The organism is Pseudomonas sp. Snoq117.2 (genome assembly GCF_900110545.1).
GTDB lineage: Bacteria > Pseudomonadota > Gammaproteobacteria > Pseudomonadales > Pseudomonadaceae > Chryseomonas > Chryseomonas benzopyrenica.
The window spans coordinates 378,915-402,073 of the sequence record NZ_FOED01000003.1 but is presented as its reverse complement, the minus strand read 5'-3'; the positions used below and the strand labels follow the sequence as shown (position 1 = coordinate 402,073).

21 protein-coding genes, 1 other RNA gene and 1 pseudogene are annotated in these 23,159 nt (G+C 66.1%); 9 read left to right on the top strand and 14 right to left on the bottom strand.

What is annotated here, in order from left to right:
* Window positions 1–241: 241 nt before the first annotated feature.
* Window positions 242–4,210, bottom strand: a complete 3,969-nt coding sequence (gene putA / locus BMZ43_RS11230; RefSeq protein WP_093253418.1) for a trifunctional transcriptional regulator/proline dehydrogenase/L-glutamate gamma-semialdehyde dehydrogenase — start codon at window positions 4,208–4,210, stop codon at window positions 242–244.
* Between the two features lie 269 nt (window positions 4,211–4,479).
* The gene (locus BMZ43_RS11225; RefSeq protein WP_017639440.1) at window positions 4,480–5,469 is read right to left on the bottom strand and encodes an LLM class oxidoreductase; all 990 of its coding nucleotides are present in this window, start codon (window positions 5,467–5,469) and stop codon (window positions 4,480–4,482) included.
* Between the two features lie 541 nt (window positions 5,470–6,010).
* On the opposite strand from BMZ43_RS11225, the pseudogene BMZ43_RS27340 reads away from it, so the two are divergent.
* Both BMZ43_RS27340 and BMZ43_RS27335 read left to right on the top strand, forming a co-directional pair.
* Window positions 6,011–7,045, top strand: a pseudogene (locus BMZ43_RS27340) (methyl-accepting chemotaxis protein); the annotation flags it as partial.
* On the top strand, window positions 7,028–7,900 hold the full coding sequence (locus BMZ43_RS27335; RefSeq protein WP_371913874.1) for a methyl-accepting chemotaxis protein: 873 nt from the start codon (window positions 7,028–7,030) through the stop codon (window positions 7,898–7,900). The pseudogene BMZ43_RS27340 and the gene BMZ43_RS27335, both read left to right, overlap by 18 nt.
* 43 nt (window positions 7,901–7,943) lie before the next feature.
* Here BMZ43_RS27335 and BMZ43_RS11215 read toward each other — a convergent pair whose 3' ends face one another.
* From BMZ43_RS11215 to yrfG, 5 genes are all read right to left on the bottom strand, one after another.
* Window positions 7,944–8,504, bottom strand: coding sequence for a nucleotidyltransferase family protein (locus BMZ43_RS11215; RefSeq protein ID WP_017639438.1), 561 nt, complete (start codon window positions 8,502–8,504; stop codon window positions 7,944–7,946).
* Between the two features lie 177 nt (window positions 8,505–8,681).
* Window positions 8,682–11,006: an FdhF/YdeP family oxidoreductase gene (locus BMZ43_RS11210; protein ID WP_093253412.1), complete on the bottom strand. Its 2,325-nt coding sequence runs from the start codon at window positions 11,004–11,006 to the stop codon at window positions 8,682–8,684.
* Between the two features lie 16 nt (window positions 11,007–11,022).
* Window positions 11,023–11,838, bottom strand: a complete 816-nt coding sequence (gene fdhD, locus BMZ43_RS11205; RefSeq protein WP_093253409.1) for a formate dehydrogenase accessory sulfurtransferase FdhD — start codon at window positions 11,836–11,838, stop codon at window positions 11,023–11,025.
* A 94-nt stretch (window positions 11,839–11,932) separates the two neighbouring features.
* Window positions 11,933–12,826: a LysR family transcriptional regulator gene (locus tag BMZ43_RS11200; protein WP_093253406.1), complete on the bottom strand. Its 894-nt coding sequence runs from the start codon at window positions 12,824–12,826 to the stop codon at window positions 11,933–11,935.
* A gap of 77 nt (window positions 12,827–12,903) precedes the next feature.
* Complete coding sequence (gene yrfG / locus BMZ43_RS11195) at window positions 12,904–13,563, bottom strand: GMP/IMP nucleotidase (RefSeq protein ID WP_093253401.1); 660 nt, start codon at window positions 13,561–13,563, stop codon at window positions 12,904–12,906.
* A gap of 63 nt (window positions 13,564–13,626) precedes the next feature.
* Between yrfG and nudE the strand changes: the two genes are divergently transcribed.
* Both nudE and cysQ read left to right on the top strand, forming a co-directional pair.
* Window positions 13,627–14,193: an ADP compounds hydrolase NudE gene (gene nudE / locus BMZ43_RS11190; protein ID WP_059316538.1), complete on the top strand. Its 567-nt coding sequence runs from the start codon at window positions 13,627–13,629 to the stop codon at window positions 14,191–14,193.
* Window positions 14,190–15,032 carry a 3'(2'),5'-bisphosphate nucleotidase CysQ gene (gene cysQ, locus BMZ43_RS11185; protein ID WP_017639433.1) on the top strand — a complete coding sequence of 281 codons (843 nt, stop codon included), beginning with the start codon at window positions 14,190–14,192 and terminating at the stop codon, window positions 15,030–15,032. The genes nudE and cysQ overlap by 4 nt, the downstream gene beginning before the upstream one ends.
* Before the next feature lie 4 nt (window positions 15,033–15,036).
* Here cysQ and BMZ43_RS11180 read toward each other — a convergent pair whose 3' ends face one another.
* The 4 genes from BMZ43_RS11180 to BMZ43_RS11165 are packed head-to-tail and all read right to left on the bottom strand — an operon-like array spanning window position 15,037 to window position 19,364.
* Entirely contained in the window at window positions 15,037–16,266 is a 1,230-nt protein-coding gene (locus tag BMZ43_RS11180) for a 2-octaprenyl-3-methyl-6-methoxy-1,4-benzoquinol hydroxylase (protein ID WP_068384698.1), read from the bottom strand.
* 19 nt (window positions 16,267–16,285) lie between these two features.
* Window positions 16,286–17,467 carry a 2-octaprenyl-6-methoxyphenyl hydroxylase gene (ubiH, locus tag BMZ43_RS11175; RefSeq protein ID WP_093253398.1) on the bottom strand — a complete coding sequence of 394 codons (1,182 nt, stop codon included), beginning with the start codon at window positions 17,465–17,467 and terminating at the stop codon, window positions 16,286–16,288.
* A complete protein-coding gene (gene pepP / locus BMZ43_RS11170; protein WP_093253394.1) occupies window positions 17,454–18,803 on the bottom strand; it encodes a Xaa-Pro aminopeptidase in 1,350 nt (449 codons plus the stop codon). The genes ubiH and pepP overlap by 14 nt, the downstream gene beginning before the upstream one ends.
* Before the next feature lie 6 nt (window positions 18,804–18,809).
* Window positions 18,810–19,364 carry a UPF0149 family protein gene (locus BMZ43_RS11165; protein ID WP_093253389.1) on the bottom strand — a complete coding sequence of 185 codons (555 nt, stop codon included), beginning with the start codon at window positions 19,362–19,364 and terminating at the stop codon, window positions 18,810–18,812.
* 98 nt (window positions 19,365–19,462) lie between these two features.
* Between BMZ43_RS11165 and BMZ43_RS11160 the strand changes: the two genes are divergently transcribed.
* From BMZ43_RS11160 to BMZ43_RS11145, 4 genes are all read left to right on the top strand, one after another.
* Window positions 19,463–19,693 (top strand): TIGR02449 family protein, encoded by a 231-nt coding sequence (locus BMZ43_RS11160; protein WP_017639428.1) that lies wholly within the window; start codon window positions 19,463–19,465, stop codon window positions 19,691–19,693.
* Entirely contained in the window at window positions 19,690–19,998 is a 309-nt protein-coding gene (locus BMZ43_RS11155) for a cell division protein ZapA (protein WP_017639427.1), read from the top strand. Before BMZ43_RS11160 ends, BMZ43_RS11155 begins: the two co-directional genes overlap by 4 nt.
* Before the next feature lie 59 nt (window positions 19,999–20,057).
* Window positions 20,058–20,235: non-coding RNA, 6S RNA (gene ssrS, locus BMZ43_RS11150), on the top strand.
* A 9-nt stretch (window positions 20,236–20,244) separates the two neighbouring features.
* Window positions 20,245–20,880 (top strand): 5-formyltetrahydrofolate cyclo-ligase, encoded by a 636-nt coding sequence (locus BMZ43_RS11145; protein WP_093253386.1) that lies wholly within the window; start codon window positions 20,245–20,247, stop codon window positions 20,878–20,880.
* Here the strand turns inward: BMZ43_RS11145 and BMZ43_RS26520 are convergent.
* Window positions 20,847–21,014, bottom strand: coding sequence for a hypothetical protein (locus tag BMZ43_RS26520; RefSeq protein WP_017639425.1), 168 nt, complete (start codon window positions 21,012–21,014; stop codon window positions 20,847–20,849). The two genes, BMZ43_RS11145 and BMZ43_RS26520, sit on opposite strands and share 34 nt — an antisense overlap.
* Window positions 21,015–21,196: 182 nt before the next feature.
* Between BMZ43_RS26520 and BMZ43_RS11140 the strand changes: the two genes are divergently transcribed.
* Window positions 21,197–21,652, top strand: coding sequence for an EVE domain-containing protein (locus tag BMZ43_RS11140; RefSeq protein WP_093253382.1), 456 nt, complete (start codon window positions 21,197–21,199; stop codon window positions 21,650–21,652).
* Between the two features lie 6 nt (window positions 21,653–21,658).
* On the opposite strand, the gene BMZ43_RS11135 is transcribed toward BMZ43_RS11140, so the two are convergent.
* Both BMZ43_RS11135 and BMZ43_RS11130 read right to left on the bottom strand, forming a co-directional pair.
* Entirely contained in the window at window positions 21,659–22,066 is a 408-nt protein-coding gene (locus tag BMZ43_RS11135; protein ID WP_017639423.1) for a flagellar basal body-associated protein FliL, read from the bottom strand.
* Window positions 22,067–22,111: 45 nt separating this feature from the next.
* On the bottom strand, window positions 22,112–23,137 hold the full coding sequence (locus tag BMZ43_RS11130; protein WP_093253378.1) for a DUF5924 family protein: 1,026 nt from the start codon (window positions 23,135–23,137) through the stop codon (window positions 22,112–22,114).
* Window positions 23,138–23,159 lie beyond the last annotated feature (22 nt).

Sequence of the window (23,159 nt, the reverse complement as noted above, 5' to 3'; positions counted from 1 at the left end):
CATTGAAGTGCTGGGCTTTTTTGCAACGCTCGATCCAATCTACGGGTAACCGAGCTGAGACAGCTTCACCGTCGAAGCCCAACGGCAAGGCTGACTGTTGGGCATCGCTGCGCTCAACCCAACCTACGAGCTGTCCGTGCTACGGACAAGGCTGCGACCGCCCGGAAGGTAAAAAGCCCAGCATTCACGTGCTGGGCTTTTCGTTGCGCTCAGGCTACGCGCTTTCGCAGCCCGATACTTCTTAGCCGATCGTCATCAGACTGGCATTGCCGCCGGCCGCTGCCGTATTCACGCTCAGGGCGCGCTCGATGAGCAGGCGCTCCAGCGGGATGGCGGTCTCGCCGCGGGCCAGGCCCTGGACGCCGACGATGGGGCCGTTGCGCTTGGCTACCAACTGGCAGACCTGGCGCAGCTGGTCGGAGTCACCGTGGTGCAGGACCGCCTCGAAGGCGACTTCATCCTTGCGCCAGTCGGCGGCTACCTGCACCCGCGACCGCACCGTTTGCGGCAAACGATTCAGGGTGACCTTGTGCGCCTCCTCGACCAGCGCGGTGCTGCCCACCGCCATGACCGCCGCCAGCTGTAGCAGCAGATCGCTTTCGTCTGCTGCCAGGCACAGTACTCGGCTGCGCGGCAGCAGGCTGTAGCTGTTGCGCTCGCCCGTCGGGCCGGGCAGCAGGCGGGTCAGGCCGCTCAGGGACTCCTCGGCGAATCTCAGGCAGGCCTGCTCCAACTCGCCCAAGCCCTGCTGCTTGGCCCAGTCATGCAGAGCGCCCAGCGGATTGCCGGCCTGTTGACGCAGGGCATCACGCACCTGCCATTCGGTCTCGCCAGTACTACCCTTGGCCAGGGCCACGGCCGGATCGCCATCCGGACGGGTGCTGAGCAGGCGATAGAGGTATAGCGGACCACCGGCCTTGGGACCGGTGCCCGAAAGGCCTTCGCCGCCAAAGGGCTGCACTCCGACCACCGCGCCGACCATGTTGCGGTTGACGTAGAGGTTGCCGGCATGGGCGCGCTCCACCACCTTGGCGATGGTCTCGTCGATGCGGGTGTGGACGCCAAAGGTCAGGCCGTAGCCGGTGGCGTTGATCTGGTCGATGACCTTGTCCAGGTCCTTGCGGCCATAGCGCACCACGTGCAGCACCGGCCCGAAGACCTCGCGACCCAGCTCGGCCAGGCTCTCCAGCTCGATCAGGGTGGGCATGACGAAGGTGCCGCGGTGGATGGCATCGCCTTCCACCCGTCCACCTTGGTGCACCCGGCGGCCTTTGCCGCGCAGGGCCTGGATGTGCTTGTCGATGGTGGCCTTGGCCTCGCCGTCGATCACCGGGCCGATGTCGATGGCCAGGTTCTCCGGGTTGCCCAGGCGGCATTCGGCCATGGCGCCCTTGAGCATTTCCAGTACGCGATCGGCCACGTCCTCCTGTACGCAGAGCACGCGCAGGGCCGAGCAGCGCTGACCGGCGCTGTCGAAGGCGGAGGCGACCACGTCGGCCACCACCTGCTCGGCCAGCGCCGAGGAATCGACGATCATGGCGTTCTGGCCACCGGTCTCGGCGATCAGCGGGATCGGCCGGCCCTGGGCGTCCAGGCGTCCGGCGATGTTGCGCGCCAGGATCTGGGCCACCTCGGTGGAGCCGGTGAACATCACGCCCTTGACCCGCACATCGTTGACCAGGGCGGCGCCGATGCTGGAGCCCTCACCCGGCAGCAGCTGCAGCACGCCTTCGGGGATGCCGGCTTCCAGCAGGAGGCGCACGGCCTGGGCCGCGATCAGCGGGGTCTGCTCGGCCGGCTTGGCCAGCACGGTGTTGCCAGCGGCCAGGGCCGCGGCGATCTGGCCGCTGAAGATGGCCAAGGGGAAGTTCCAGGGACTGATGCAGACCACCGGACCCAGCGGGCGGTGGCTGTCGTTGGCGAAGTCGCGACGCACCAGGGCAGCGTAGTAGCGCAGGAAGTCCACCGCCTCGCGCACCTCGGCGATGGCGTTGGCGTAGGTCTTGCCGGCTTCGCGCACCAGCAGGCCCATCAGCGGCTGGATCTGCGCCTCCATCAATTCGGCGGCGCGATCCAGGGCCGCGGCGCGCTGCTCGGGCGGGGTGGATTGCCAGATGGGCGCGGCGGCCAGGGCTTCTTCCAGGGCGATGTCGACATCGGCGCGGGTGGCGTTGCTGACCTGGCCGACGCGATCGCGGCGATCGGCCGGATTGAGCACCGGTTGCGCAATCGACGGCTCGCTGGCGCGACCCAGCAGCGGGCGGGCTTCCCAGGCGGTGTTGCCACTGGCCAGCAGCGCCGCGGACAGCGAACCCAGGCGGTGTTCGCTGGACAGGTCCAGACCGCTGGAATTGCAGCGCTCGGCGCCGTAGAGGGCGCTGGGGTGAGGAATGCGCGGATGCGGCAGGCCGATGGCGCCTTCGCTGGTGGACTGCTGCTCGATCTGCACCACCGGATCGGCCACCAGCTCGTCCAGGGAGATGGAGTGGTCGGCGATGCGGTTGACGAAGGAGGTGTTGGCGCCGTTTTCCAGCAGGCGGCGGACCAGGTAGGCCAGCAGCGTCTCGTGGGTGCCCACCGGGGCATAGATGCGGCACGGCCGCGCCAGCTTGCCGTCCTTGACGCTGCCCACCACCTGCTCGTACAGCGGCTCGCCCATGCCGTGCAGGCACTGGAATTCGTACTGGCCGGGGTAGTAGTTCTGCCCGCCAAGCTGGTAGATGGCGGCCAGGGTGTGGGCGTTGTGGGTGGCGAATTGCGGATAGATGGATTCCGGCGCCGCCAGGAGCTTGCGGGCGCAGGCCAGGTAGGCCACGTCGGTGTAGACCTTGCGGGTGTAGACCGGATAGCCCTCCAGGCCTTCCACCTGGGCGCGCTTGATCTCGCTGTCCCAGTAGGCGCCCTTGACCAGGCGGATCATCAGGCGGCGACGGCTGCGCCGGGCCAGGTCGATCAGATAGTCGATCACCAGCGGGCAGCGCTTCTGGTAGGCCTGGATGACGAAGCCGATACCGTTCCAGCCGGCCAGTTGCGGTTCGAAGGACAGGCGCTCCAAGAGATCCAGAGAGATCTCCAGGCGATCGGCTTCCTCGGCGTCGATGTTCAGGCCGATGTCGTAGCGCTTGGCCAGCAGAGTCAGCTCCAGCAGGCGCGGATAGAGCTCGCTCATCACCCGGTCGTACTGGGCGCGGCTGTAGCGCGGATGCAGCGCCGACAGCTTGATGGAGATGCCCGGGCCTTCGTAGATGCCACGGCCGTGGGAGGCCTTGCCGATGGAGTGGATGGCCTGCTCGTAGGAGGCCAGGTAGCGACGGGCGTCGGCCTCGGTCAGGGCCGCTTCGCCCAGCATGTCGTAGCTGTAGCGGAAGCCCTTCGCCTCGAACTTGCTGGCGTTGGCCAGGGCCTCGGCGATGGTCTCGCCGGTGACGAACTGCTCGCCCATCAGGCGCATGGCCATGTCCACGCCCTTGCGGATCACCGGCTCGCCGCTCTTGCCGATGAGGCGATTGAGCGAACTGGTGAGGCCGGCTTCGTTATGGGTCGAGACCAGGCGGCCGGTCAGCAGCAGGCCCCAGGTGGCAGCGTTGACGAACAACGAGGGGCTGTTGCCCAGGTGCGGCTGCCAGTTGCCGGTGCTGATCTTGTCGCGGATCAAGGCATCGCGGGTGCCCTTGTCGGGGATGCGCAGCAGGGCTTCGGCCAGGCACATCAGGGCCACGCCTTCCTGGGACGACAGTGAGAACTCACGGAGCAGACTCTGCACCATCCCGGAGCGCCCGGTTGCACCCTTGGCGTTGCGAAGCTTCTCGGCGATGCGGTGGGCCAGCTCGTGGGTGGCCTTGGCCTGGGCAGCGGGCAGGCGCGCCTGCTCCAGCAGCAGCGGCAGCAGCTCTTCTTCTGGGCGGCGATAGGCGGCGGTGATGGCCGAGCGCAGGACCGATTGCGGCAGGATGCTTTCAGCGAATTCCAGGAAGGGCTGATAGACCGGATCGGCCAGGGCTTCCACCGCCTCGTTGTCCCCCTCGGCCAGCCGCTGGGCGATACCCTGCAGATCGGCCAGGGTCGCACCGCTTTCCAGGGTTTCCAGATAGGTGAAGATAGCCTGCTTGATCAGCCAATGGGGCGTCCGATCGATACGGCGAGCCGCTTCCTTGAGGCGATCGCGAGTGGCTTCGTCGAGCTTTACGCCCAGGGTGGTAGTGGTGGCCATGCGCAGGTCCTCAAGCAAGAAGGCATCGAAATTCGGCGCAGCTTAGCGCCGCTCGAAAGAAAAGTGCAACCAAGTGCAACCCGGCAGGTTCTACCGTCGATCTGGTTGCACCAATGGCAAGGTAACAGATCGCAAAACTATGCAGAGATCAGGCCAAGGGTTGCGACCTGGTCGAACCCCCGCCACAGAGGAATCGCGCATTCGAATGACGACTTGGGAAAGTCGTTAGCCAGGCAAGTGTTACCTGGCTTCACACGGGGCCGGGCCTTTCACTGCAGGGACGGAAAGTACGGCAGCACGAACTCGCCCAGCTCCTGGACGACTTCGCTGGCCGGACGGCGCGAGGGACGCAGATTGAGCGCCAGGTGATTGACGCCCGCCTCCTGCAATTGGGTGAGATAGTCCACCAGCGCTCGCCGCCCACAGGACAGGCCGGCATGGATGGGCCGTGGGGGTTGGTCCGGATCACTGGCCAGCTCGAAGAACAGGCCCTGAGCGAAGGGCTTGAACAATTCGCGCCCGCCGATCTCGTTCAGCGCCTCGCGCCAGACCCGCGTCAGCGCCGGGACATGCTCGGCAGGCACGAAGTAATAGAACCAGCCATCGGCCTTGGCGGCGATCCAGTCCACCGTTTGCCGACTGCGCCCGGTCACCAACGCCGGGATGCGACCGTGCACCGGTTTGGGCACCAGATCGGCCAGCCCCTGCAGATCGCCGAAACGGCGGAATTCAGCCAGGGGAAAATTGGTTTCGCCGGCCAGCCGGAACATCTCGAAGGCATCGCGAAAGCGCTCGCCCCGTCGCTCGAACTCGCCTTCCAGGCCAAACGCCGGGTATTCCACCGGGCGATCGCCGGAGGCTACTCCCAACACTAGGCGACCATCGCTCAACTGATCGACCGAGGCCGCCATCTTGGCCAAGTGCAGGGGATGCCGCAGGGTGATGACGGCGCTGCCAGTGGCCAGGGTCAGGTGCTGGGTGATGCCGGCCAGATAGCCGAGATAGGTGAAGGGTTCGAATACCTGGCCGGCGTCGTTGAAACCAGGATCATAGAAGGGCACGTCGCGTGCCCAGAGCGCAGCGAAGCCCAATTGGTCGGCCAGCCGCGCCAGACGCGCATGGTCGCGCAGGGTCGGCATGGGATCATCGGGATAGCCCTCCAGCGGTAGCAGGAAGCCCAGGGTCAGGCGACCGGGTGCGAACAGCCGCGAAAAGCCCGGATGCTGAAGGAAGGCGCGGCGACGCTCCGTGGTGGACATGGGGATTCCTTGCCAGAGAGGGAAAGCGAATGACCTTTCTATGGAGTCTAGCGGCATTCCAGGGTTCGCCGAGTGCCGGCTCGCTCATCCTCGAGCCACCCCCTTGCGACCCAGCGCGCCACGGACTGCGCATTCTCCGCCGCCCCGGCAGCCTGCATCGACCTTGGCACTCTCCTTATGCGGTCTTTTTACACCCCACCCTGCAAGCCATTTTTTCAGAAAAATTATTTAACCTACTTTCTTCATATAAAGACAGACTAATAGCAAGGATAAACTTTTAGCTTTTTACTTCTATCAACTTCGCCAAATAATGCTCGAGTCTCGCTATAGCTGAAACAAAAAGGCTTTTCTTGCAAACGGTGGTCGGCCAAGCCTCCAGGCAGAGCTTGAAGGGACACTCCATAAATAGATTTACCAATTTGGCGCATCTTCTTCGAAGCGGAAAATGCTCATCCCAGAGCCTTTCCAGCTGGTTTAAGATCTTTCCCTTTTTCTTTCCCTTGGCTCCGGAACATTTTTCCGAACATCAGGAATAGCATCCATGCAGTTGCACAATATGAGTGTTCGTACAAAGCTTTTTTCCGGTTTCACCGCCTTGATCATCCTCACACTGGCCATTGCCTACGCAGGCTGGTCTGGCATCCAGGCCTTAGGCCGGCGCGGCAATCTCATCGAGCAGTTCACCCAGATCGGCCTGCTCACTCGCGACATGCGCAATGCCCGCGGGGCCTTCGCCCTACTGCCGGAAACGGAGCAGGCCAATCGCTGGAAGCTCTCCATCGACGCCCTCGAAAAGCAACTGCAGGAAGCTCGCCCGCTGTTTCGACGCCCCCAGAGCCAGGCGCTGCTCGCCCGCACCGAGCAAACCCTCCAGAAATATCGTGACCTCTATCAGCAGACGCTGAAGGTGACCCAGGACCGCGATGCCACCATCCAGAGCATAAGAGAGACTGGCGATACGCTAGACAAGCAGCTTCAAGACGCCTCCAGCGCGCTGGATAGCCAGATCGACCATGGCGGCGTGCAATTCTCGTCCCTGCTGGCGGCCCTGCAAAAACTGCGAATCGACTTCCGCGTCTATGTGCTTAAATCCGCCGGCCCGCAGCAGGAAGCCCTGCAGACCTCACTGGGCAAGGTCGGTGCCGTACTCAAGACTCTGCCGGCCAGCAGCGCCTCGACCACGAGCCTGCAGCGACTGCCAGAACTCTTCGACCAGTATCAGCGCCAGATACAGCAGCTGTTCACCATTCAGAAGCAGTTCGAACAAGCCGACGACGGCCTGGACCAGCGCATCCTGGCGCTGCTCAAGACCGCCGACGAGATGAAGCAGGTGCAGAACCAGTTCCGTCTCGGCGATATCCGCGATGCCAAGCTGATGCTCTTTGGCGGCCTGCTCCTGGCGGTGCTGCTGAGCCTGGTCGCCGCCTGGATCATCACCCGCTCCATCGTGACGCCACTGCGCCAGACCCTCGGCACCGTGGAACGGATCGCCGCGGGCGACCTGACCGTCGAGACCCAGGCCGACCGCAAGGACGAACTCGGCCTCCTGCAGGCGGCCATGCAACGCATGATCGTCAATCTGCGCGAGCTTATCCGCGAGCAGAAAGACGGCGTCGTCCAGGTCGCCAGCGCCGCTGAAGAGCTCTCCGCCATCACCCAGCAGACGCGGGCGGGCGCCACGGCGCAAAAGGTGGAGACCGAGCAGATCGCCACCGCCATGCAGCAGATGACCGCCACCATTGGCGAGGTGGCCCGCAATGCCGAGCAGGCCTCCATGACCGCCCGCGAGGCCACGCTCAAGACTCGCGAAGGCGATGAGATGGTCAACCAGGTCGCCACCCAGATCGAAACCCTGGCGCAGGAAGTGGACAGTACCCAGGTGACCATGGAGCTGCTCAAGCAGGACGCCGACCGCATCGGCGGCGTGCTGGACGTGATCAAGGCTGTCGCCGAACAGACCAATCTGCTGGCGCTCAATGCGGCCATCGAGGCGGCCCGTGCCGGCGAGGCAGGTCGTGGCTTTGCCGTGGTGGCCGACGAGGTACGCGGGCTGGCGCAGCGCACCCGCTCTTCCACTGATGAAATCGCCAGCCTGATCACCAGCCTGCATGGCAGCACCGACAAGATGAGCGAGGCGCTGGAGCGCAACATCCAGTTGACCGGCGACAGTGTCGGCCTGACCCGCCAAGCCGGCGTGGTACTGGCCAGTGTCAGTAGCGCGGTGGGCGAAATCGAGGCCATGAACGAGCAGATCGCGGCTGCCGTCGAGCAGCAGAGCGCGGCGGGTGAGAACATCAGTCGCAGCGTGGTCAAGGTTCATGAGGTCGCCGACCAGACCGCCGCCGCCACCGAGGAAACCGCCGGCTCCAGTACCGAGCTGGCCCGCCTGAGCCTGCAACTGCAGGAGCTAACCGCACGCTTCAAGGTCTGACGCCAGCGCCGAAGCAGTTCGCCACCCGCTTCGGCGTTTGCCATCAATCCCGCTCGGCAAACCCAGGCTTCTGCACGTGCAAGCGCGGCCAGCGCGTCAGCCAGCCTTTGCTCGACAGGCGCTGGCGAAAGGCGTCGAGCCGGGGCCGCCAGGGATTCGGCGTCAAGTGCAAGGCGAAGAGCCCATCCTGGACGAAGGGGCTGACCACCTCGAGTTCGCCCGTCTCGGTGAGGCGCGCGGCCAGCGCGGACTCCACCTCGACCCAGAAACGCATGGCATCCAGGCTATCGGCATAGGGTGCATCGTCGTTGCGTAGATGCATGGCAGCCTGGTTGCGCACCGACCAGGGCCACCCCGGCGCCCGCTCCGCCAGGGCCATCTCGATGGCCCTGTCCCGTTCGGGCCGGCAGTCGGTCACATCGAAATAGATGACATCCAGATCTACCAGCGGTGTCGGCACGGTATAGCCGTGCAGCCGATCCCAGACCAGATTGCGCACGAAGCCGGCCGCCAGCCAGGCATCGGGCAGTTGTAATCCCGCAAGAACGGCAAGCAGCTGGCAGCGGACCGGATCCTCGCCGAGCCAGGTGGCGATGCGTTGCATCGCTGTCCTTTCCTCGGAGCCTGTTGAAAAGCTGCTGTGCGTTGGCCAAACGGCGCTGGAAAGGCTTCGGATGCTCATTTACCAGTCGTAAATTCCGCGTCCTCAGCCCTTTTCGTCTCCTTTGGCTCCAGCTCGCGAGACTTTGTACAGACTTTCCGATAGGACAGCCTACCCCGGTCAGGCCACCGAGGCGATGCGGTTGCCGGCGCTGGCCTTTTCGACCTTGATGGCGACGAACTTGGAAGTGGGCGTGAAGCTGCCCTCGCCATAGCTTTCCAGGGGCACCAGCGGGTTGGTTTCCGGATAGTAGCCGGCAGCCTGGCCGACCGGGATGTCGAACGGCAGCGCGGTGAAGCCGCGGACCCGGCGCTCGAGGCCGTCGTCCCACAGGGCGACCAGATCCACCTTCTCGCCGGCCGCCACGCCCAGGCGATCCAGATCGGCCTGGTTGACGAAGACCACGTCGCGCTGGCCCTTCACGCCGCGATAGCGGTCATCCAGGCTGTAGATGGTGGTGTTGTACTGGTCATGGGATCTCATGGTCTGCAGGATCAGGTCCGGCTTCACGCCCTGGCGGCGGACCGCGTCCGGCAACAGGTCATGCAGCAGCGCATTGGCGGCGAAGTTGGCCTTGCCAGTGGCGGTGTTCCACTCCCGGCGACCGGCCTTGTTGCCCAGGTAGAAGCCACCGGGGGCGGCGAGACGCGCGTTGAAGTCCTGGAAACCGGGGATGACGTCGGCGATCAGGTCGCGGATGCGGTCGTAGTCCTCGATCAGCCAGTCCCAATCCACTGGATGGTTGCCCAGCACGGCCTTGGCCAGCCCGGCGACGATGGCCGGCTCGGACTTCATCTGCGCCGACAGTGGCCGCAGGATGCCGGCGGAGGCATGCACCATGCTGAAGCTGTCTTCCACGGTGATGGCCTGCTTGCCGCCCTTCTGCACATCCATCTCGGTGCGACCCAGGCAGGGCAGGATCAGCGCCTGCTGACCGGTCACCAGGTGGCTGCGGTTGAGCTTGGTGGCGATGTGCACGGTCAGCCGGCACTTGCGCAGCGCCTTGTGGGTGCGTGGGGTATCCGGGGTGGCCTGGGCGAAGTTGCCGCCCAGGGCGATGAAGACCTTGGCCTGGCCCTGTTCCATGGCGGCGATGGCCTCCACGGTGTTGTGACCGCGATTGCGCGGCGGCTCGAAGGCGAAGCGCTTGGCCAGGGCGTCGCTGAGCCAGGCCGGGGCCTTCTCGTCGATGCCCATGGTGCGGTCGCCCTGGACGTTGCTGTGGCCGCGCACCGGGCAGAGACCGGCACCAGGCTTGCCGATCTGGCCGCAGAGCAGCTGCAGGTTGGCGATTTCCTGCACCGTGGCCACCGAATGGCGGTGCTGGGTGATGCCCATGGCCCAGCAGATGATGACCTTCTCAGCGCGGGCATACATGCGCGCGGCCTGCTCGATCTCGTGCAGCGACAGCCCCGACTGGCGCTCGATCAGCTCCCAGGAGGTGGCGTCGACCTGAGCCAGGTAGTCGTCCATGCCCAGGGTGTGGGCGGCGATGAAGTCGTGGTCGAAGACGCGCTTGGCGCCCTTGGCAGCGGCTTCGCGCTCCCACTGCAGGAGGTACTTGGCGATGCCGCGCAGCGCCGCCATGTCACCGCCCAGGGCCGGACGGAAGTAGGCGGTGTTGGTCGGTCGCGAATCGTTGGTGAGCATCTCCAACGGATTCTGCGGATGCTGGAAGCGCTCCAGGCCACGCTCCTTGAGCGGGTTGAAGCAGACCACCTGGGCACCGCGCTTCACCGCGTTGCGCAGGGTCTCGATCATGCGCGGGTGGTTGGTGCCGGGATTCTGGCCGATGACGAAGATGGCATCGGCCTCGTCCAGGTCATGATAGGTCACGGTGCCCTTGCCGACGCCGATGCTGCGGCCCAGGCCCACGCCGCTGGCCTCGTGGCACATGTTCGAGCAGTCGGGGAAGTTGTTGGTGCCATAGGCGCGCACGAACAGCTGATAGAGGAAGGCCGCCTCGTTGCTGGCGCGACCCGAGGTATAGAACTCGGCTTCGTCGGGGCTGGCCAGGGCCTTGAGCTCCTTGGCGATCAGCGCGAAGGCGGCGTCCCAGGCGATGGGCACATAGCGATCGGTGGCCGCGTCATAGCGCAGCGGCTCGGTCAGCCGGCCCTGATATTCGAGCCAGTAGTCGCTCTGTTCCTGCAGCGAGGTCACGCTGTGGCGAGCGAAGAAGGCGGCGTCGACACGGCGCTTGGTGGCCTCCCAGTTGACCGCCTTGGCGCCGTTCTCGCAGAACTTCACCAGGCCGTTTTCCGGCGCCTCGCCCCAGGCACAGCCGGGGCAGTCGAAGCCGTGGTCCTGGTTGGTCTTGAGCAGCGTACGCAGATTCTTGAAGGCGTTGCCGCTGTCGAGCCAGAAGTGCACCACGCTCTTCAGGGCGCCCCAGCCGGCGGCGGGGCCTTGATAGGGTTTGAAGGACTGCTGAGGTTTGTTCATGGCGATACCTGTGGGATCAAGGGGCAACGGGCGCCGGGGCATAGACCCGCGGTGGCGACCGGTGCGGCAGGTGGATCAGATTGAGCCGATGGCGGCGCGCCCATTCCACGGCGAGCCCGGTGGGGGCCGACAGGGTGATGAGGGTAGCGAGTCCGGCACGCACCGCCTTGTGGATGAGTTCGAGACTGCAGCGACTGGTGACTACCACGCAGCCCTCGCGCACCGGCTGGCGCTGGCGCAGCAGAGCGCCGATGAGCTTGTCCAGGGCGTTGTGGCGGCCGATGTCTTCGCGGCACAGGGTCAGCTCGCCCTGAGCGTCGATGAACAGCGCGGCATGTACCGCCCCGCTGCGTTGCCCAAGATCCTGGGCGGCGTCGATACGCTGGCGCAGGTCATGCAGATGGGCGGCCGGGGGCAGCCGCACCTTGCGCAGTCGATCCAGCTGCGGCAGCGCCTGTTCCAGCGCCTCGACCCCGCACAGGCCGCAACCACTGGTCCCCGCCAGCTGGCGGCGCTGCTGCTTGAGCGCCCAGAAGGTGCGGCTGCTGATCTCGACGTCGACATTGAGCGCCTCGCCCACGCGCCGCACCTGAATGCCATAGATGTCGTCGATGGCATCGACGATGCCGGCGCTGAGGCTGAAACCGACCACGTAGTCTTCCACGTCGGCCGGGGTCGCCATCATCACCGCATGGCTGATGCCGTTGTAGGCGATGGCCAGCGCCACCTCTTCGGCCAGCGGCTGTTCGCCCCGTACGGCAGGCTGCTCCAGCTCGGCGAAGGCATAGCCGGCGGGGGGCGCGGCAACGAGGTCTGGCGATTGCTGGGACATGGGCGAAAACGACCTGCGGCGGTTTGACACAGATCAAAGATTAACCAGCACATCCCGAGGCGTCTAATCGCTATGACCGATGCCTTGATAAACGCTATCTATCGCTCTCGGCGTAGAGCACCTTGACCGCCTGGAAACAGGCATCGGCGACCGCCAGTCGGGGTTCGGTCCGACGAATGAGCAGGCCCAGGGGCGTCAGGGTGCGGGCCGTGTCGATGGGAATCAGCCGGGCATGGGGCGTAAGGCGATCGAAGCCGCCGGCCAGGGGCACCACGGCGCAGCAGAGTCCGGCATTGACCGCCTGCAAGAGCAGATAGACCGCATCGGTCTCCAGCACCGGCTGCGGCGTCAGGCCCAGGCTGCGAAAGCCGTGATCCACCGACTGGCGAAAATGCATGGCGCCGGTCAGCAGACCGAGCGGCAACCCGGCCACCGCCTGCCAGTCCAGCGCGGCCTGGTCGAAGCTGAAATGGCGCTCGTCATAGAGCAGGCCCATGCGCGTCTCGGTCAGGGTCAGGCTGTCGAAGCGCGCCGGATCCAGGTGCTCCAGGTAGGAGATGCCCAGCTCCAGCCGATTGCTGGCCACGGCTTCGAGGATGCGCTCGGTGCTCAGCACCTGCAGCTGAAAATGCAGCTTGGGGTGCAACAGGCGCAGGTGCTGCAGCAGCGGCATGGGATCGAAGCTGGCCAGGGGCACCAGGCCGACCCGCAAGGTGCCCACCAATTGCCCCTGGAAGGCCTGGGCTTCGGCATAGAGACCGTCATGGGCGGCCATCAGGGTACGTGCCCAGGCAAGGATGCGCTGACCGGCCTCGGTGAAGCCCTCGAAGCGCTGCCCGCGGCGTACCAGCTCCACCCCCAACTCGTCTTCCAGGCCGCGCAGGCGCATGGACAGGGTCGGCTGGGTGACGTGACAGCGCGCCGCCGCCTGGCCGAAGTGCCGCGTCTCGTCCAGGGCGATGAGAAAACGTAGTTGCTTGATATCCACAGATTACCTCCAGGCGCTCTGCCCCCTCTCCCACTGGGAGAGGGCCGGGGTGAGGGTCGCCAGGACTGCGGCAGTCGTCACTGCGGCAGCAACTCCCGATAATCCCGTACCGCCGCGAACTCCTCACTGTCCTTGGGCCCGCGGCGGCTGTCTGGCTCATGGATCGCCAACAGGTGGGCGACCCCGTAGTCACGAGCGCTACGCAGGATCGGCAGGTTGTCGTCGATGAACAGGGTACGCGCCGGATCGAAGGCGAAGTCGGCCTGCAGGGCGTGCCAGAACTGCTGTTCTTCCTTGGGGAAGCCATAGTCGTGGGAACTGATCAACCGGTCGAAATAGGGCGCCAGTTCGATGCGCTCCAGCTTCAGCGACAGGGAATCGCGATGGGCGTTGGTGATCAGCGCCACGCGCTTGCCGGCGCGCTGCAGGGCGGCGAGAAAGGTGTCGGCGTCGGGTCTCAGGGCGATCAGGTGAGCGATCTCCTTCTTGAGTTCGCGCATGGAAAAGCCCAGCTCGGCGCTCCAGAAGTCCAGGCAATACCAGGTCAGCTTGCCCTGGTGGCTGAAAAACAGCGGCTCCAGCTCGGCCTTGGCCAGCGCCAGGGACTGGCCGTGGCGCTCGGCATAGCGCTGCGGCAGGTACTCCAGCCAGAAATGGTTGTCGAAATGCAGATCGAGCAGGGTGCCGTCCATGTCCAGCAACACGGTATCGATACGGCTCCAGTCGAGAGGGGTCATGGTGACTCCGGATCATGTAACAGGCGGGTTATCATACCCGTCCGCCCAGCCCAGGAGCCGTCCATGCGCCAGAAACCCACTGTTCTCGCCCGACAGATCGTGGCCAAGAGCCGTCTGTTCACCGTCGAGGAGATGCAGTTGCGCTTCGCCAACGGCGAGGAACGCACCTATGAGCGCCTGGCCAACAAGGGCACCGGTCACGGTGCGGTGATGGTGGTGGCCCTGCAGGACGCCACCCGCGCCCTGCTCATCGAGGAATACTGCGGCGGCGTGGAAGACTACGAACTGTCGCTGCCCAAGGGTCTGGTGGAGCCGGGCGAAGAGATCCTCGACGCCGCCAATCGCGAACTCAAGGAAGAGGCGGGTTTCGGTGCCCACCAGCTGGAATACCTCACCGCGCTGTCGCTGAGCCCCGGCTACATGAGTCAGCGCATCCATGTGGTGCTGGCCCGCGACCTCTATCCGGAGCGCCTGCCGGGCGATGAACCCGAGCCACTCGAAGTCAGCAGCGTCGACCTGCGCGAGCTGTCGCAGCTGGTGCAGAATCCGCGCTTCTCCGAAGGCCGCGCCCTGGCCGCCCTCTACTTGGTGCGCGACCTGCTCACCCAACGCGGAGAACTGCCGGCATGATGGCGCCCGTTTCCATTACCGCTCCGCTGGTACTCAACGTCATCGACCTGGTGCGCCAGGCCGGCGCGGCCATCCTGCCCCACTGGCGCCAGGGCGTGGCGGTGCGGCAGAAGAGCGACGACTCGCCGGTGACCGCCGCCGACCTCGCCGCCCACCGGGTGCTGGCGGACGGCCTCGCCCGGCTGACCCCGGACGTGCCGGTGCTATCGGAAGAAGCCTGTGACATCCCCTTCGCGGCGCGTAGCGCCTGGGACGTCTGGTGGGTGGTCGATCCCCTGGACGGCACCAAGGAATTCATCGACGGCAGCGAGGAATTCACCGTCAACGTGGCCCTGGTCGAACGCGGCCAGGTGATCTTCGGCGTGGTCGGCATCCCCACCCGGGATGTCTGCTTCAGCGGCGGTCGTGAACTGGGCGCCTTCCGCATCCAGGGTGAAGACGGCGTCGAGATCGGCGTGCGCAACCAGCCGGAAGACGCCTTCACCGTGGTCGCCAGCCGCCGCCACGGCAGTCCGGCGCAGCAACGGCTGCTGGAAGAACTGGGCAACACCCTCGGCGAACCCAAGCTGGTCAGCGTCGGCAGCTCGCTGAAGTTCTGCCTGCTGGCCGAGGGGCTGGCCGACTTCTATCCCCGACTCGCCCCCACTTCTCAATGGGACACGGCCGCCGCCCAAGGCGTGCTGGAAGGCGCCGGCGGCGAGGTCCTGACCCTGGACGGTCAGCCCCTCACCTACGAGATGCGCGAGTCCTTCCTCAATCCGCACTTCCTCGCCCTGCCCCGCGAGGCCGCCTGGAGGCAGCAGGTGCTGGAGCTGGCCGGCTCCTTGGGCGACGCCTGAGCCGTCAGACCACGACCCTGGCCAGCTCCGGCACATCGCCCGACAGGCCCAGGGCGCGGCGCACGAACAGCGCCTTGGCCTCGAAATGGCGGTCGACCTGCTTGAGCGCGGCGTTGCGCAACCAGCGCAGCGGCAGGCGGTCGTCCTGGAACAGCCGCTGGAAGCCTTCCATCGCCGCCATCATCGCCAGGTTGTGCGGCATGCGGCGGCGCTCGTAACGTTCCAGCACCCGCTGTTCGGCGATGGATTCACCGCGGGCCTGGGCATGGCGCAGTTCCTCGGCCAGCACCGCGGCATCGAGAAAGCCCAGGTTGACGCCCTGCCCGGCCAGCGGATGGATGACGTGGGCGGCATCGCCGATCAGCGCCAGGCCAGGCTCCACATAGCGCTTGGCATGGCGCTGGCGCAGCGGGATGCACAGCCGCGTGTCGCTGCATTCCACCTTGCCCAGGCGATGCTCGAAGGCCTCGCCCAGGGCCTGGCAGAAGGCCGCGTCGTCCAGGGCCATCAGCCGCTCGCCCTGCTTGGGCGTGCAGGACCAGACGATGGAGCACCAATTCGTGTCGCCGCCGCGATCTAGCGGCAGGAAGGCCAGCGGGCCGTCGTCGGTGAATCTCTGCCAGGCGGTGCGCTGGTGCGATTCGGCGCAGCGCACGCTGGTGACGATGGCATGGTGCAGATAGTCCCACTCGCGGGTTTCCAGCCCGGCCAGGCGACGCACGGCGGAGGTGGCGCCATCGGCGGCCACCACCAACGGCGCGCGGATCTGACGATCGCCGGCCAATTGCACCAGCCACTGGTCGCCGGAGCGACGCAGCAACTCCAGGCGCGCCTCCGGCAGGAGCAGGACGTTGGCCTCGGCCAGGCGTTCGAGCAGGGCCTCCTGCACCACGCGATTCTCGACGATGTGGCCGAGCACCTCGGCGTGCACGCTGGCGGCATCGAAATGCACGGCGCCGGTACCGGAGCCGTCCCAGACGTGCATCGCCTGGTAGGGACTGACGCGGCGCGCCAGGATGCCGTCCCAGGCGCCCAGGCGCTGCAGGATGCGCTGGCTGGCCAGCGACAGGGCGCTGACCCGGGGCTCGAAGGGCAGGTCGCTTTCGACCGCGCCCGGGGTGAGCGGGCCGCGGTCGAGCAGCACCACCGACAGGCCGCTGTCGGCCAGCGCCAGGGCCAGGGCGCTGCCGACCATGCCGGCACCGACGATCACCAGATCCGCATGGGTCAGCATGCTCGTTTCTCCTCGCAGGTCAGGGACGGGTACCCAGGCCCATGGCCTGGCGGGCGAAGGCACTCTTGGCCGGTGGGCACAGCTCCAGGCCGACCAGGCCCAGGTTGCGTCCGGCACTGAGCCAGGGCCGGCTGTTGGAAAACAGTCGGGTGATGCGATCGGAAAAGCCGATGGTCAGCTGCTGATCCAGACGCTGACGCTGCAGATAGTCCTGCAAGGTGGCGAAATCACCGGGCGCCGCGCCGCTTTCCAGCAGGCACTCGGCCAGGCTGTCCACGTCGCGCAGAGACAGATTGAAGCCCTGACCGGCGATGGGATGCAGGCTGTGGGCGGCGTTGCCCAGCACCACCAGATGCGGGCGGACCTGTTCGTTAGCCTCCAGTAAGGTCAGCGGATAGGCGTGACGGGTGCCGACCTGGGTGAAGCTGCCCAGGCGATAGCCCACCGCCTGCTGCAATTCGGCGAGAAAGACGGCATCGGGCGCCTGTTGCAGCCGCAATGCTTCGGCATCCGGCTGGGTCCAGACCAGGGCGCTGCGCTGGCCCGGCAGGGGCAGCAGCGCCAGGGGACCATGGGGCGTGAAACGCTCGAAGGCGCGGCCGCCATGCCCCAGATTGGTCGAGACGTTGGCGATCAGCGCGGTCTGCTCGTAGACCGTGCGGCGCACCTCGATGCCGAGGGATTCGCGCAGCGCCGATCGCCCACCGTCGGCCAGCACCGCCAGGCCGCATTCGAGGACGTCGCCATCATCCAGTTCCAGACGATAGCCATCGGGTATGGCGGTGAGCGTGCGCACCTCGGCCGGGCAGCGCCAGTCCACCACCTCGCGATCCAGCGCCTGCCAGAGCACCTGGCCGATCCAGGCGTTCTCCACCACATAGCCCAGCGCCGGCAGATTCTCGTCGCGGGCGAGCAACTGGGTCACGCCGAAGCGGCCCTGGTCGGAGACCTGGATCTCGCGGATCGCCTCGGCATGTTCCGCCAGGGCCTCCCACACGCCGAGACGCTGGTAGATCAGCCGTGAACCATAGGACAGCGCCGAGGAGCGAGCGTCGTAGCTGGGCTGATAGGTATCGCCGGGGGCGAAGGGTTCCACCAGCAGGATGCGCCAGCCGCGCGCCTTGGCGCCGGCCTGCAGGGCCAGGGCCAGGCTGGCACCCACCAGGCCGCCGCCGATGATGGCGATATCAGGACGTTGCATGAGCGTTCTCCCGGCGGTCGCGCGCGGCCGCCATCAAGCCTTCGATCTCCGCGGCCGCCTTGGGCAGGCCGGCGGTCAGCACCTCGCAACCACTGCGCGTCACCAGCACCTCGTCCTCGATGCGGATGCCCAGGCTACGCCATTTGCGCGGCACCTCGGCGTCCGGCGGGATATAGAGTCCGGGTTCCACGGTCAGCACCATGCCCGGCTCCAGCATCCGCCACTGGTCGCCGATGCGATATTCACCCACATCATGGACATCCAGCCCCAGCCAGTGACCGGCGCGGTGCATGTAGAACTCGCGACAGGCGCCCGCCTCGATCAGGTCGTCCAGTTGGCCCTGGAGCAGGCCCAGGGCCAACAGCCCTTCGGTGATCACCCTGACCGTGGCCTCGTGGGGTTCGTTCCAGTGCCGCCCGGGCGCCACGCAGGCAATGGCGGCCTGGTTGGCCGCCAGCACGATGTCGTACAGCTGCCGCTGCTCGGGCGAGAAGCGGCCATTGACCGGAAAGGTACGGGTCACGTCGCTGGCATAGCACTCCAGCTCGCAGCCGGCGTCGATCAGCACCAGGTCGCCGTCGCGCAGGGGCGCGTCGTTGGCCTGGTAATGCATCACGCAGGCGTTGGCCCCCGCGGCGACGATGGAGCCATAGGCCGCCAGCCGTGCGCCCCCCTGGCGAAAGCAGTAGTCCAGCTCCGCCTCCAGGTGATACTCGCGCAGCCCCGGCCGGCAGGCCTGCATGGCACGCAGGTGGGCGGCGCAGGTCAGCTCGGCGGCGGCCTTGAGCAGGCGCACTTCGGCGGCCGACTTGTACAGTCGGCTGTCGTGCAGCAGGGTATCCAGCGCCAGCAGCTCTCGTGGCGGCGAGGCGCCCTGATCGGCCTTGGCGCGGATCAGTTCGATCCAGTTGAGCAGTTGCCGCTCGAATTCCGGATGGGCACCCATGGCGTAGTAGACCCGCTCGCGGCCTTCCAGCAGGCCGGGCAGGATGTCGTCCAGATCGCCGATGGGAAAGGCGTCGTCCGCGCCATAGTCGGCCAGCGCCCCTTCCTGACCCGCGCGCCGGCCCTCCCAACGCTCCATCTCCAGGTCCCGCTCGCGGCAGAACAGCAGGTATTCACCATGGGCACGGCCGGGAATCAGCACGGCCAGGGCTTCCGGCTCGGGAAAGCCGGTGAGGTACTGGAAATCGCTGTCCTGGCGATAGGGCTGCTCGATGTCGCGGTTGCGCAGGCACACCGGCGCAGCGGGCAGCAGGGCGATGCCGCCGTGGCCGATCTCGGCCATCAGGGCGCGGCGGCGGCGGGCGAATTCGGCCTTGTGGATTCGCGGCATGGCCGCTCAGTGCACCACGGGCGCAGGTTCGAGGAGAGGACCGCGGCCGTACTCGCCATAGAGCAGCAGCGGAGCCACGCGCAGGTATTCGGTGACTTCCATGAAGTCGGTCTCACCCTCTTCGCCTTCCTCGGCGGGCTCCTGGATCTGCGCGATAGCCGCCAGGTCTTCGAGCACCTCGCGCGCCTCGCCGGAGACTTCGCCCGTGCGCCCGGACAGGCCGAAACCGGCCAGAAAGCCCTGGCACCACTCGCCCAGGGCGGCGGTGCGCTCGACCAGGGGGAATTCGTCCGGTGGCAGCATCAGCACCAGGGCCACCTGCTGACCGGCGAATTCCTGCTGCACCATGCCCAGCAGCCCCGAGAGCGCCGCCTGCAGACGTTCGCCCGGCGCGCCACCGAGCAGCTCGCTGGCCGCGGCCAGCCAGTCGTTCTCGTCGAAGCCCGCGCCGCCACAGACCCGGCCGAGCAGGTGACCGTGGAGTTCGGCGGGCGAGACCGGCAGAGCGGCCTCGGCGAGCAGGGTGGAGAAGGCGGCGTAGGCGGATGCTGAGCTGGACATGGCGTCGAGGTGAGGCGCTGGCTAGAATGAAGCCTTATCCTACGCGCTGACCCCGCCGGCGGCCAATCTCGTTGCACCCTTCTGGAGCTGTAGCCCTCATGAGCGAGTCTCGCGACACGCCCCTCGACGCCGATCTGGAAGCCCTCGGTGACCGTGTGGAGCGCCTGCTCCTGCGGCTTGAGGAATTGCAGCGGCAGAATCGACAACTGCGCCAGGGCGAGCGCAACTGGCGCCAGGAGCGCGCCGAGTTGATCGAAAAGAACGAATTGGCCAGATCGAAGGTCGAAGCGATGATTTTACGCCTGAAAGCTTTGGAGCAGGACTCATGAGCATCGAGACCGTGACCGTCCAGATAATGGAAAAGGAATATCGCATCAGCTGCCCGGCTGACGAGCGCGCCAACCTGGAGAGCACCGCTCGCTACCTGGACGGCAAGATGCGCGAGATCCGCGCCAGCGGCAAGGTCATCGGCGCCGACCGCGTGGCCGTGATGGCCGCCCTCAACATCACCCACGAACTGCTGCACCGCCAGGACGACGTCAGCCTGGAAGTCAGCAGCACCCGCGAGCGGGTCCGCGACCTGCTGGATCGCGTCGACCGGGCACTGATCACCGAACACGACACCACTGCCTGACCGCCGACCCGGGGATCGGCGGGGGTTTGCATCCTGGCTCAGGGGCGTATACTGGAGGTCACTCTCTGGTGTGTGCGCCAGTCGGTCATGTCCCCGAGCCGATAAGCAACACCCCGGGGGTTGCTCGTAAGACTGGTGTGCATGTCCGCTACGGCGGAAAGCCTAAAGGTCTACGACTTCTCCCACCTTGAACCAAGGGTTCAAGGGCTACACCGGCAGCGGCATTCCGGAGAGCTCATTTCTTCCATGACCACCCCGCCTTCTACCGATCTCAGCAGGCCCGCGCTGCGCAAGCTTCTCCGCCAGCGACGTCGCGCCCTCACCCCCGTACAGCAACGCCAGGCCGCCCGCGAACTGTATCGCCAGCTTGCCCAGCATCCGCTGTTTCGTCGCGCCCGCCATATCGCCTTCTACCTGCCCAGCGATGGCGAGATCGATCCGCGTCCATTGTTCGAAGAAGCCCAGCGCCGCGGCAAGGCCACCTATCTGCCGGTACTCTCCCGCTGGCCACGCACCGCCATGATCTTTCAGCGCGTCGGCCGCGGTGAATCCTGGGTGCGCAATCGCTTCGGCATAGCCGAGCCACGCCCGGATCGGCGCCTGGGTCGGCCGACCTGGGCTCTCGGGCTGATCCTGATGCCGCTGGTGGGCTTTGATCCGCAGGGCGGACGCCTGGGCATGGGCAAGGGCTTCTATGACCGCAACCTGGCCTATCTGGCACGCCGGCGGCAATGGCGCAGCCCGCAGCTGATCGGCTGTGCCCATGAATGTCAGAAGGTGGAGCGACTGGCACTGGCGGCCTGGGACGTGCCCATGGCGGCCGTAGTGAGCGATGGCGGCTGGTACGGTCAGCGTACCGGAGAGACTTCCCGCGCCGGCTGAGCGTCGCTGGTGTAGCGAGCGTATTGCTGCTGGTTCTGGCGCTGCTCCCAGAAGCTCTGGGTATACCCGGTGGTGACCACGCCCAGGGTAAAGATCAGGACCAGCACCCACAACAGATCAGGTTTGCGTTTCATCGAACTGGGCCACCCCCTTGCTGGCACCTTTGGGCAGGACAGGACGTCGCCCTGTTATGCTCAGCGCGTACGATCAGACTACATCCGGAATGCGCGGCATTCTGCGACAAGCGGTCGCCCCTTGCAATCGACCAGACCCTTTCCTGGAAGCTCCCGAGCCTCCATTCGTCAGGAGACGAACCGTGGCCTGCTGGCTGTTGAAATCCGAGCCCGATGAGTTCTCACTGGACGACTTGCAACGCCTGGGCCAGGCGCGTTGGGACGGCGTGCGCAATTACCAGGCACGCAACTTCCTGCGCGCCATGAAACCCGACGAGCTGTTCTTCTTTCATCATTCGAGTTGCGCCGAACCGGGCATCGCCGGCATCGGCCGGATCGTGGGCGAAGCCTTCGCCGACCCCACCGCCCTAGACCCGGAAAGCCCCTACCATGCGCCCAAGGCCAGCGCCGCAGACAATCCCTGGACGGCGCGCCAGGTGGCCTTCGTCGAGGCCTTTCCGCGAGTGCTGAGCCTACCGCGCCTGCGCCAGTTGCCGGCACTCGCCGACTTCGCCCTGCTGCGCAAGGGCAATCGTCTGTCGGTGATGCCGGTCAGCGCCGAGGAGTGGGCGGCGATCGTCGCCGCGGCCCACGCCTGACCGCGCTCAGGGCTGGATGATCAGGTTGTTGAACAGCAGGTCTTCCACCAGGGGCTTGCCTTCCTCCTGGGTGAGCACGTTCTGCACCTGCTTGAGCGCCTCCTGGCGCAGTTTCTCGCGGGCTTCCACGCCGGCCAGGGTCTCGTCGGTCTGCTGGGCGAAGAGCATCACCAGCTGATTGCGGATCAGCGGCTCGTGGAACTCGACCTTATCCTTGGCTTCCTTGCCGGTCATCATCAGGGCGATGTCGGCCTTGTAGTACTTGAGCTTGGGCCCGCTGCCATAGTTGCCGACCAGGGCCGGGGTCAGGTTGTAGAATTCGGTCTTGGGGGCCTCCCCTTCCTTTTTCTCTTCGTTCGCCCAGGCAGTGAAGGCCAGGCAGAAGGACAACAAAACGGCGGCGACGGCTTTCACGGCGAATCCTCTAGAGATGGATGGCTGCAGCATAGCCAGCGGAATTCAAGGGGTCACCTCGAACCTGAGGGTTCCGATCACCTGGCCGACGTCCGTAACCACTTGCACCTGCCAACGGCCGGTCACGTCGCCGGGAAAGTTCTGTTTGTGGGTCCAGGCGCGATAACCGGCCTCGCGACCGCCGCTGATATCCAGGGGAATCCGATCCACCTCCCGACCGGCATGACGCCAGACATGGTAGATACGCTCGTTCAGGCCACGCGGTGCGTTGATGGCGGTGAAGGCATAGAGCCCCTGGGTGCGCAGCTGGGCGCTGCTCAGGCTCTTCACCGCATCGCCGGGCTGGCGCTTGAGGCTGTCGAAGTTGGTGCTCATGCCCATGTCGGTCAGCCATAGGGTGGCCGGCGGCACCCAGGCGCGCCCCAGCCAGCCAAAGGCGCCGATGGCCAGGCACAGGCCCAGCAGCCCCAGCCAGCGCCAGCCCAGGCGCACCCGGAAGGCCACCGCCAGACTGGGAAAGGACAGCAGCACGGCGACGCCCAGGGCCAGTTCGTAGCTCTGGGTAGTGGTCAGGTGCAGGATGATCGGTAGCGCCGTGAGCAGTACCGCGAACAGCGTCAGGGTGTGATAGCTGAGAAATACCCAGCGCCGCGGCGCCAGGGTCTTGTAGTAGAGCGGATCGATGATGGACACCAGGGCGGCCGCGCCGAGCAGTCCGGTGAACAGCGCCTGGCCGCTGTTCCAGGCCGTGGTGATGGCAAAGAACGGCAGGCAGAAGAACAGACTTTCCTGGTGGATCAACTGGGTAGCGTAGCGTAGCAGCGGTGGTGGCAATTCCCAGCCGAAACGGCGGCTGACCCAGCCCCGCAGCACGTTTTCCAGCATCAGCCAGACCCAGCTCGCCAGCATGATCACCGCCATCACCGGGGCGAAACCCTTCTGCCGGTCCACCAGCAGGAAGCTGCAGATCCCCGAGATGAAGCCGGCCAGGGCGATCAATCGCGGATAGCGCTCGAACAGGGTGGTGATCAGGGTCAGGGCGCGGGAGGACAGGACTTTCCAGGCAGGCATGATGACTCGTGAAAACGGCAGC

Bases quoted from the DNA above. Each gene is read 5' to 3' on its own strand.
- putA (WP_093253418.1), bottom strand. From the start codon at position 4,210: ATGGCCACCACTACCACCCTGGGCGTAAAGCTCGACGAAGCCACTCGC.
- BMZ43_RS11225 (WP_017639440.1), bottom strand. From the start codon at position 5,469: ATGTCCACCACGGAGCGTCGCCGCGCCTTCCTTCAGCATCCGGGCTTT.
- BMZ43_RS27335 (WP_371913874.1), top strand. From the start codon at position 7,028: ATGCAACGCATGATCGTCAATCTGCGCGAGCTTATCCGCGAGCAGAAA.
- BMZ43_RS11215 (WP_017639438.1), bottom strand. From the start codon at position 8,504: ATGCAACGCATCGCCACCTGGCTCGGCGAGGATCCGGTCCGCTGCCAG.
- BMZ43_RS11210 (WP_093253412.1), bottom strand. From the start codon at position 11,006: ATGAACAAACCTCAGCAGTCCTTCAAACCCTATCAAGGCCCCGCCGCC.
- fdhD (WP_093253409.1), bottom strand. From the start codon at position 11,838: ATGTCCCAGCAATCGCCAGACCTCGTTGCCGCGCCCCCCGCCGGCTAT.
- yrfG (WP_093253401.1), bottom strand. From the start codon at position 13,563: ATGACCCCTCTCGACTGGAGCCGTATCGATACCGTGTTGCTGGACATG.
- nudE (WP_059316538.1), top strand. From the start codon at position 13,627: ATGCGCCAGAAACCCACTGTTCTCGCCCGACAGATCGTGGCCAAGAGC.
- cysQ (WP_017639433.1), top strand. From the start codon at position 14,190: ATGATGGCGCCCGTTTCCATTACCGCTCCGCTGGTACTCAACGTCATC.
- BMZ43_RS11180 (WP_068384698.1), bottom strand. From the start codon at position 16,266: ATGCTGACCCATGCGGATCTGGTGATCGTCGGTGCCGGCATGGTCGGC.
- ubiH (WP_093253398.1), bottom strand. From the start codon at position 17,467: ATGCAACGTCCTGATATCGCCATCATCGGCGGCGGCCTGGTGGGTGCC.
- pepP (WP_093253394.1), bottom strand. From the start codon at position 18,803: ATGCCGCGAATCCACAAGGCCGAATTCGCCCGCCGCCGCCGCGCCCTG.
- BMZ43_RS11165 (WP_093253389.1), bottom strand. From the start codon at position 19,364: ATGTCCAGCTCAGCATCCGCCTACGCCGCCTTCTCCACCCTGCTCGCC.
- BMZ43_RS11160 (WP_017639428.1), top strand. From the start codon at position 19,463: ATGAGCGAGTCTCGCGACACGCCCCTCGACGCCGATCTGGAAGCCCTC.
- BMZ43_RS11155 (WP_017639427.1), top strand. From the start codon at position 19,690: ATGAGCATCGAGACCGTGACCGTCCAGATAATGGAAAAGGAATATCGC.
- BMZ43_RS11145 (WP_093253386.1), top strand. From the start codon at position 20,245: ATGACCACCCCGCCTTCTACCGATCTCAGCAGGCCCGCGCTGCGCAAG.
- BMZ43_RS26520 (WP_017639425.1), bottom strand. From the start codon at position 21,014: ATGAAACGCAAACCTGATCTGTTGTGGGTGCTGGTCCTGATCTTTACC.
- BMZ43_RS11130 (WP_093253378.1), bottom strand. From the start codon at position 23,137: ATGCCTGCCTGGAAAGTCCTGTCCTCCCGCGCCCTGACCCTGATCACC.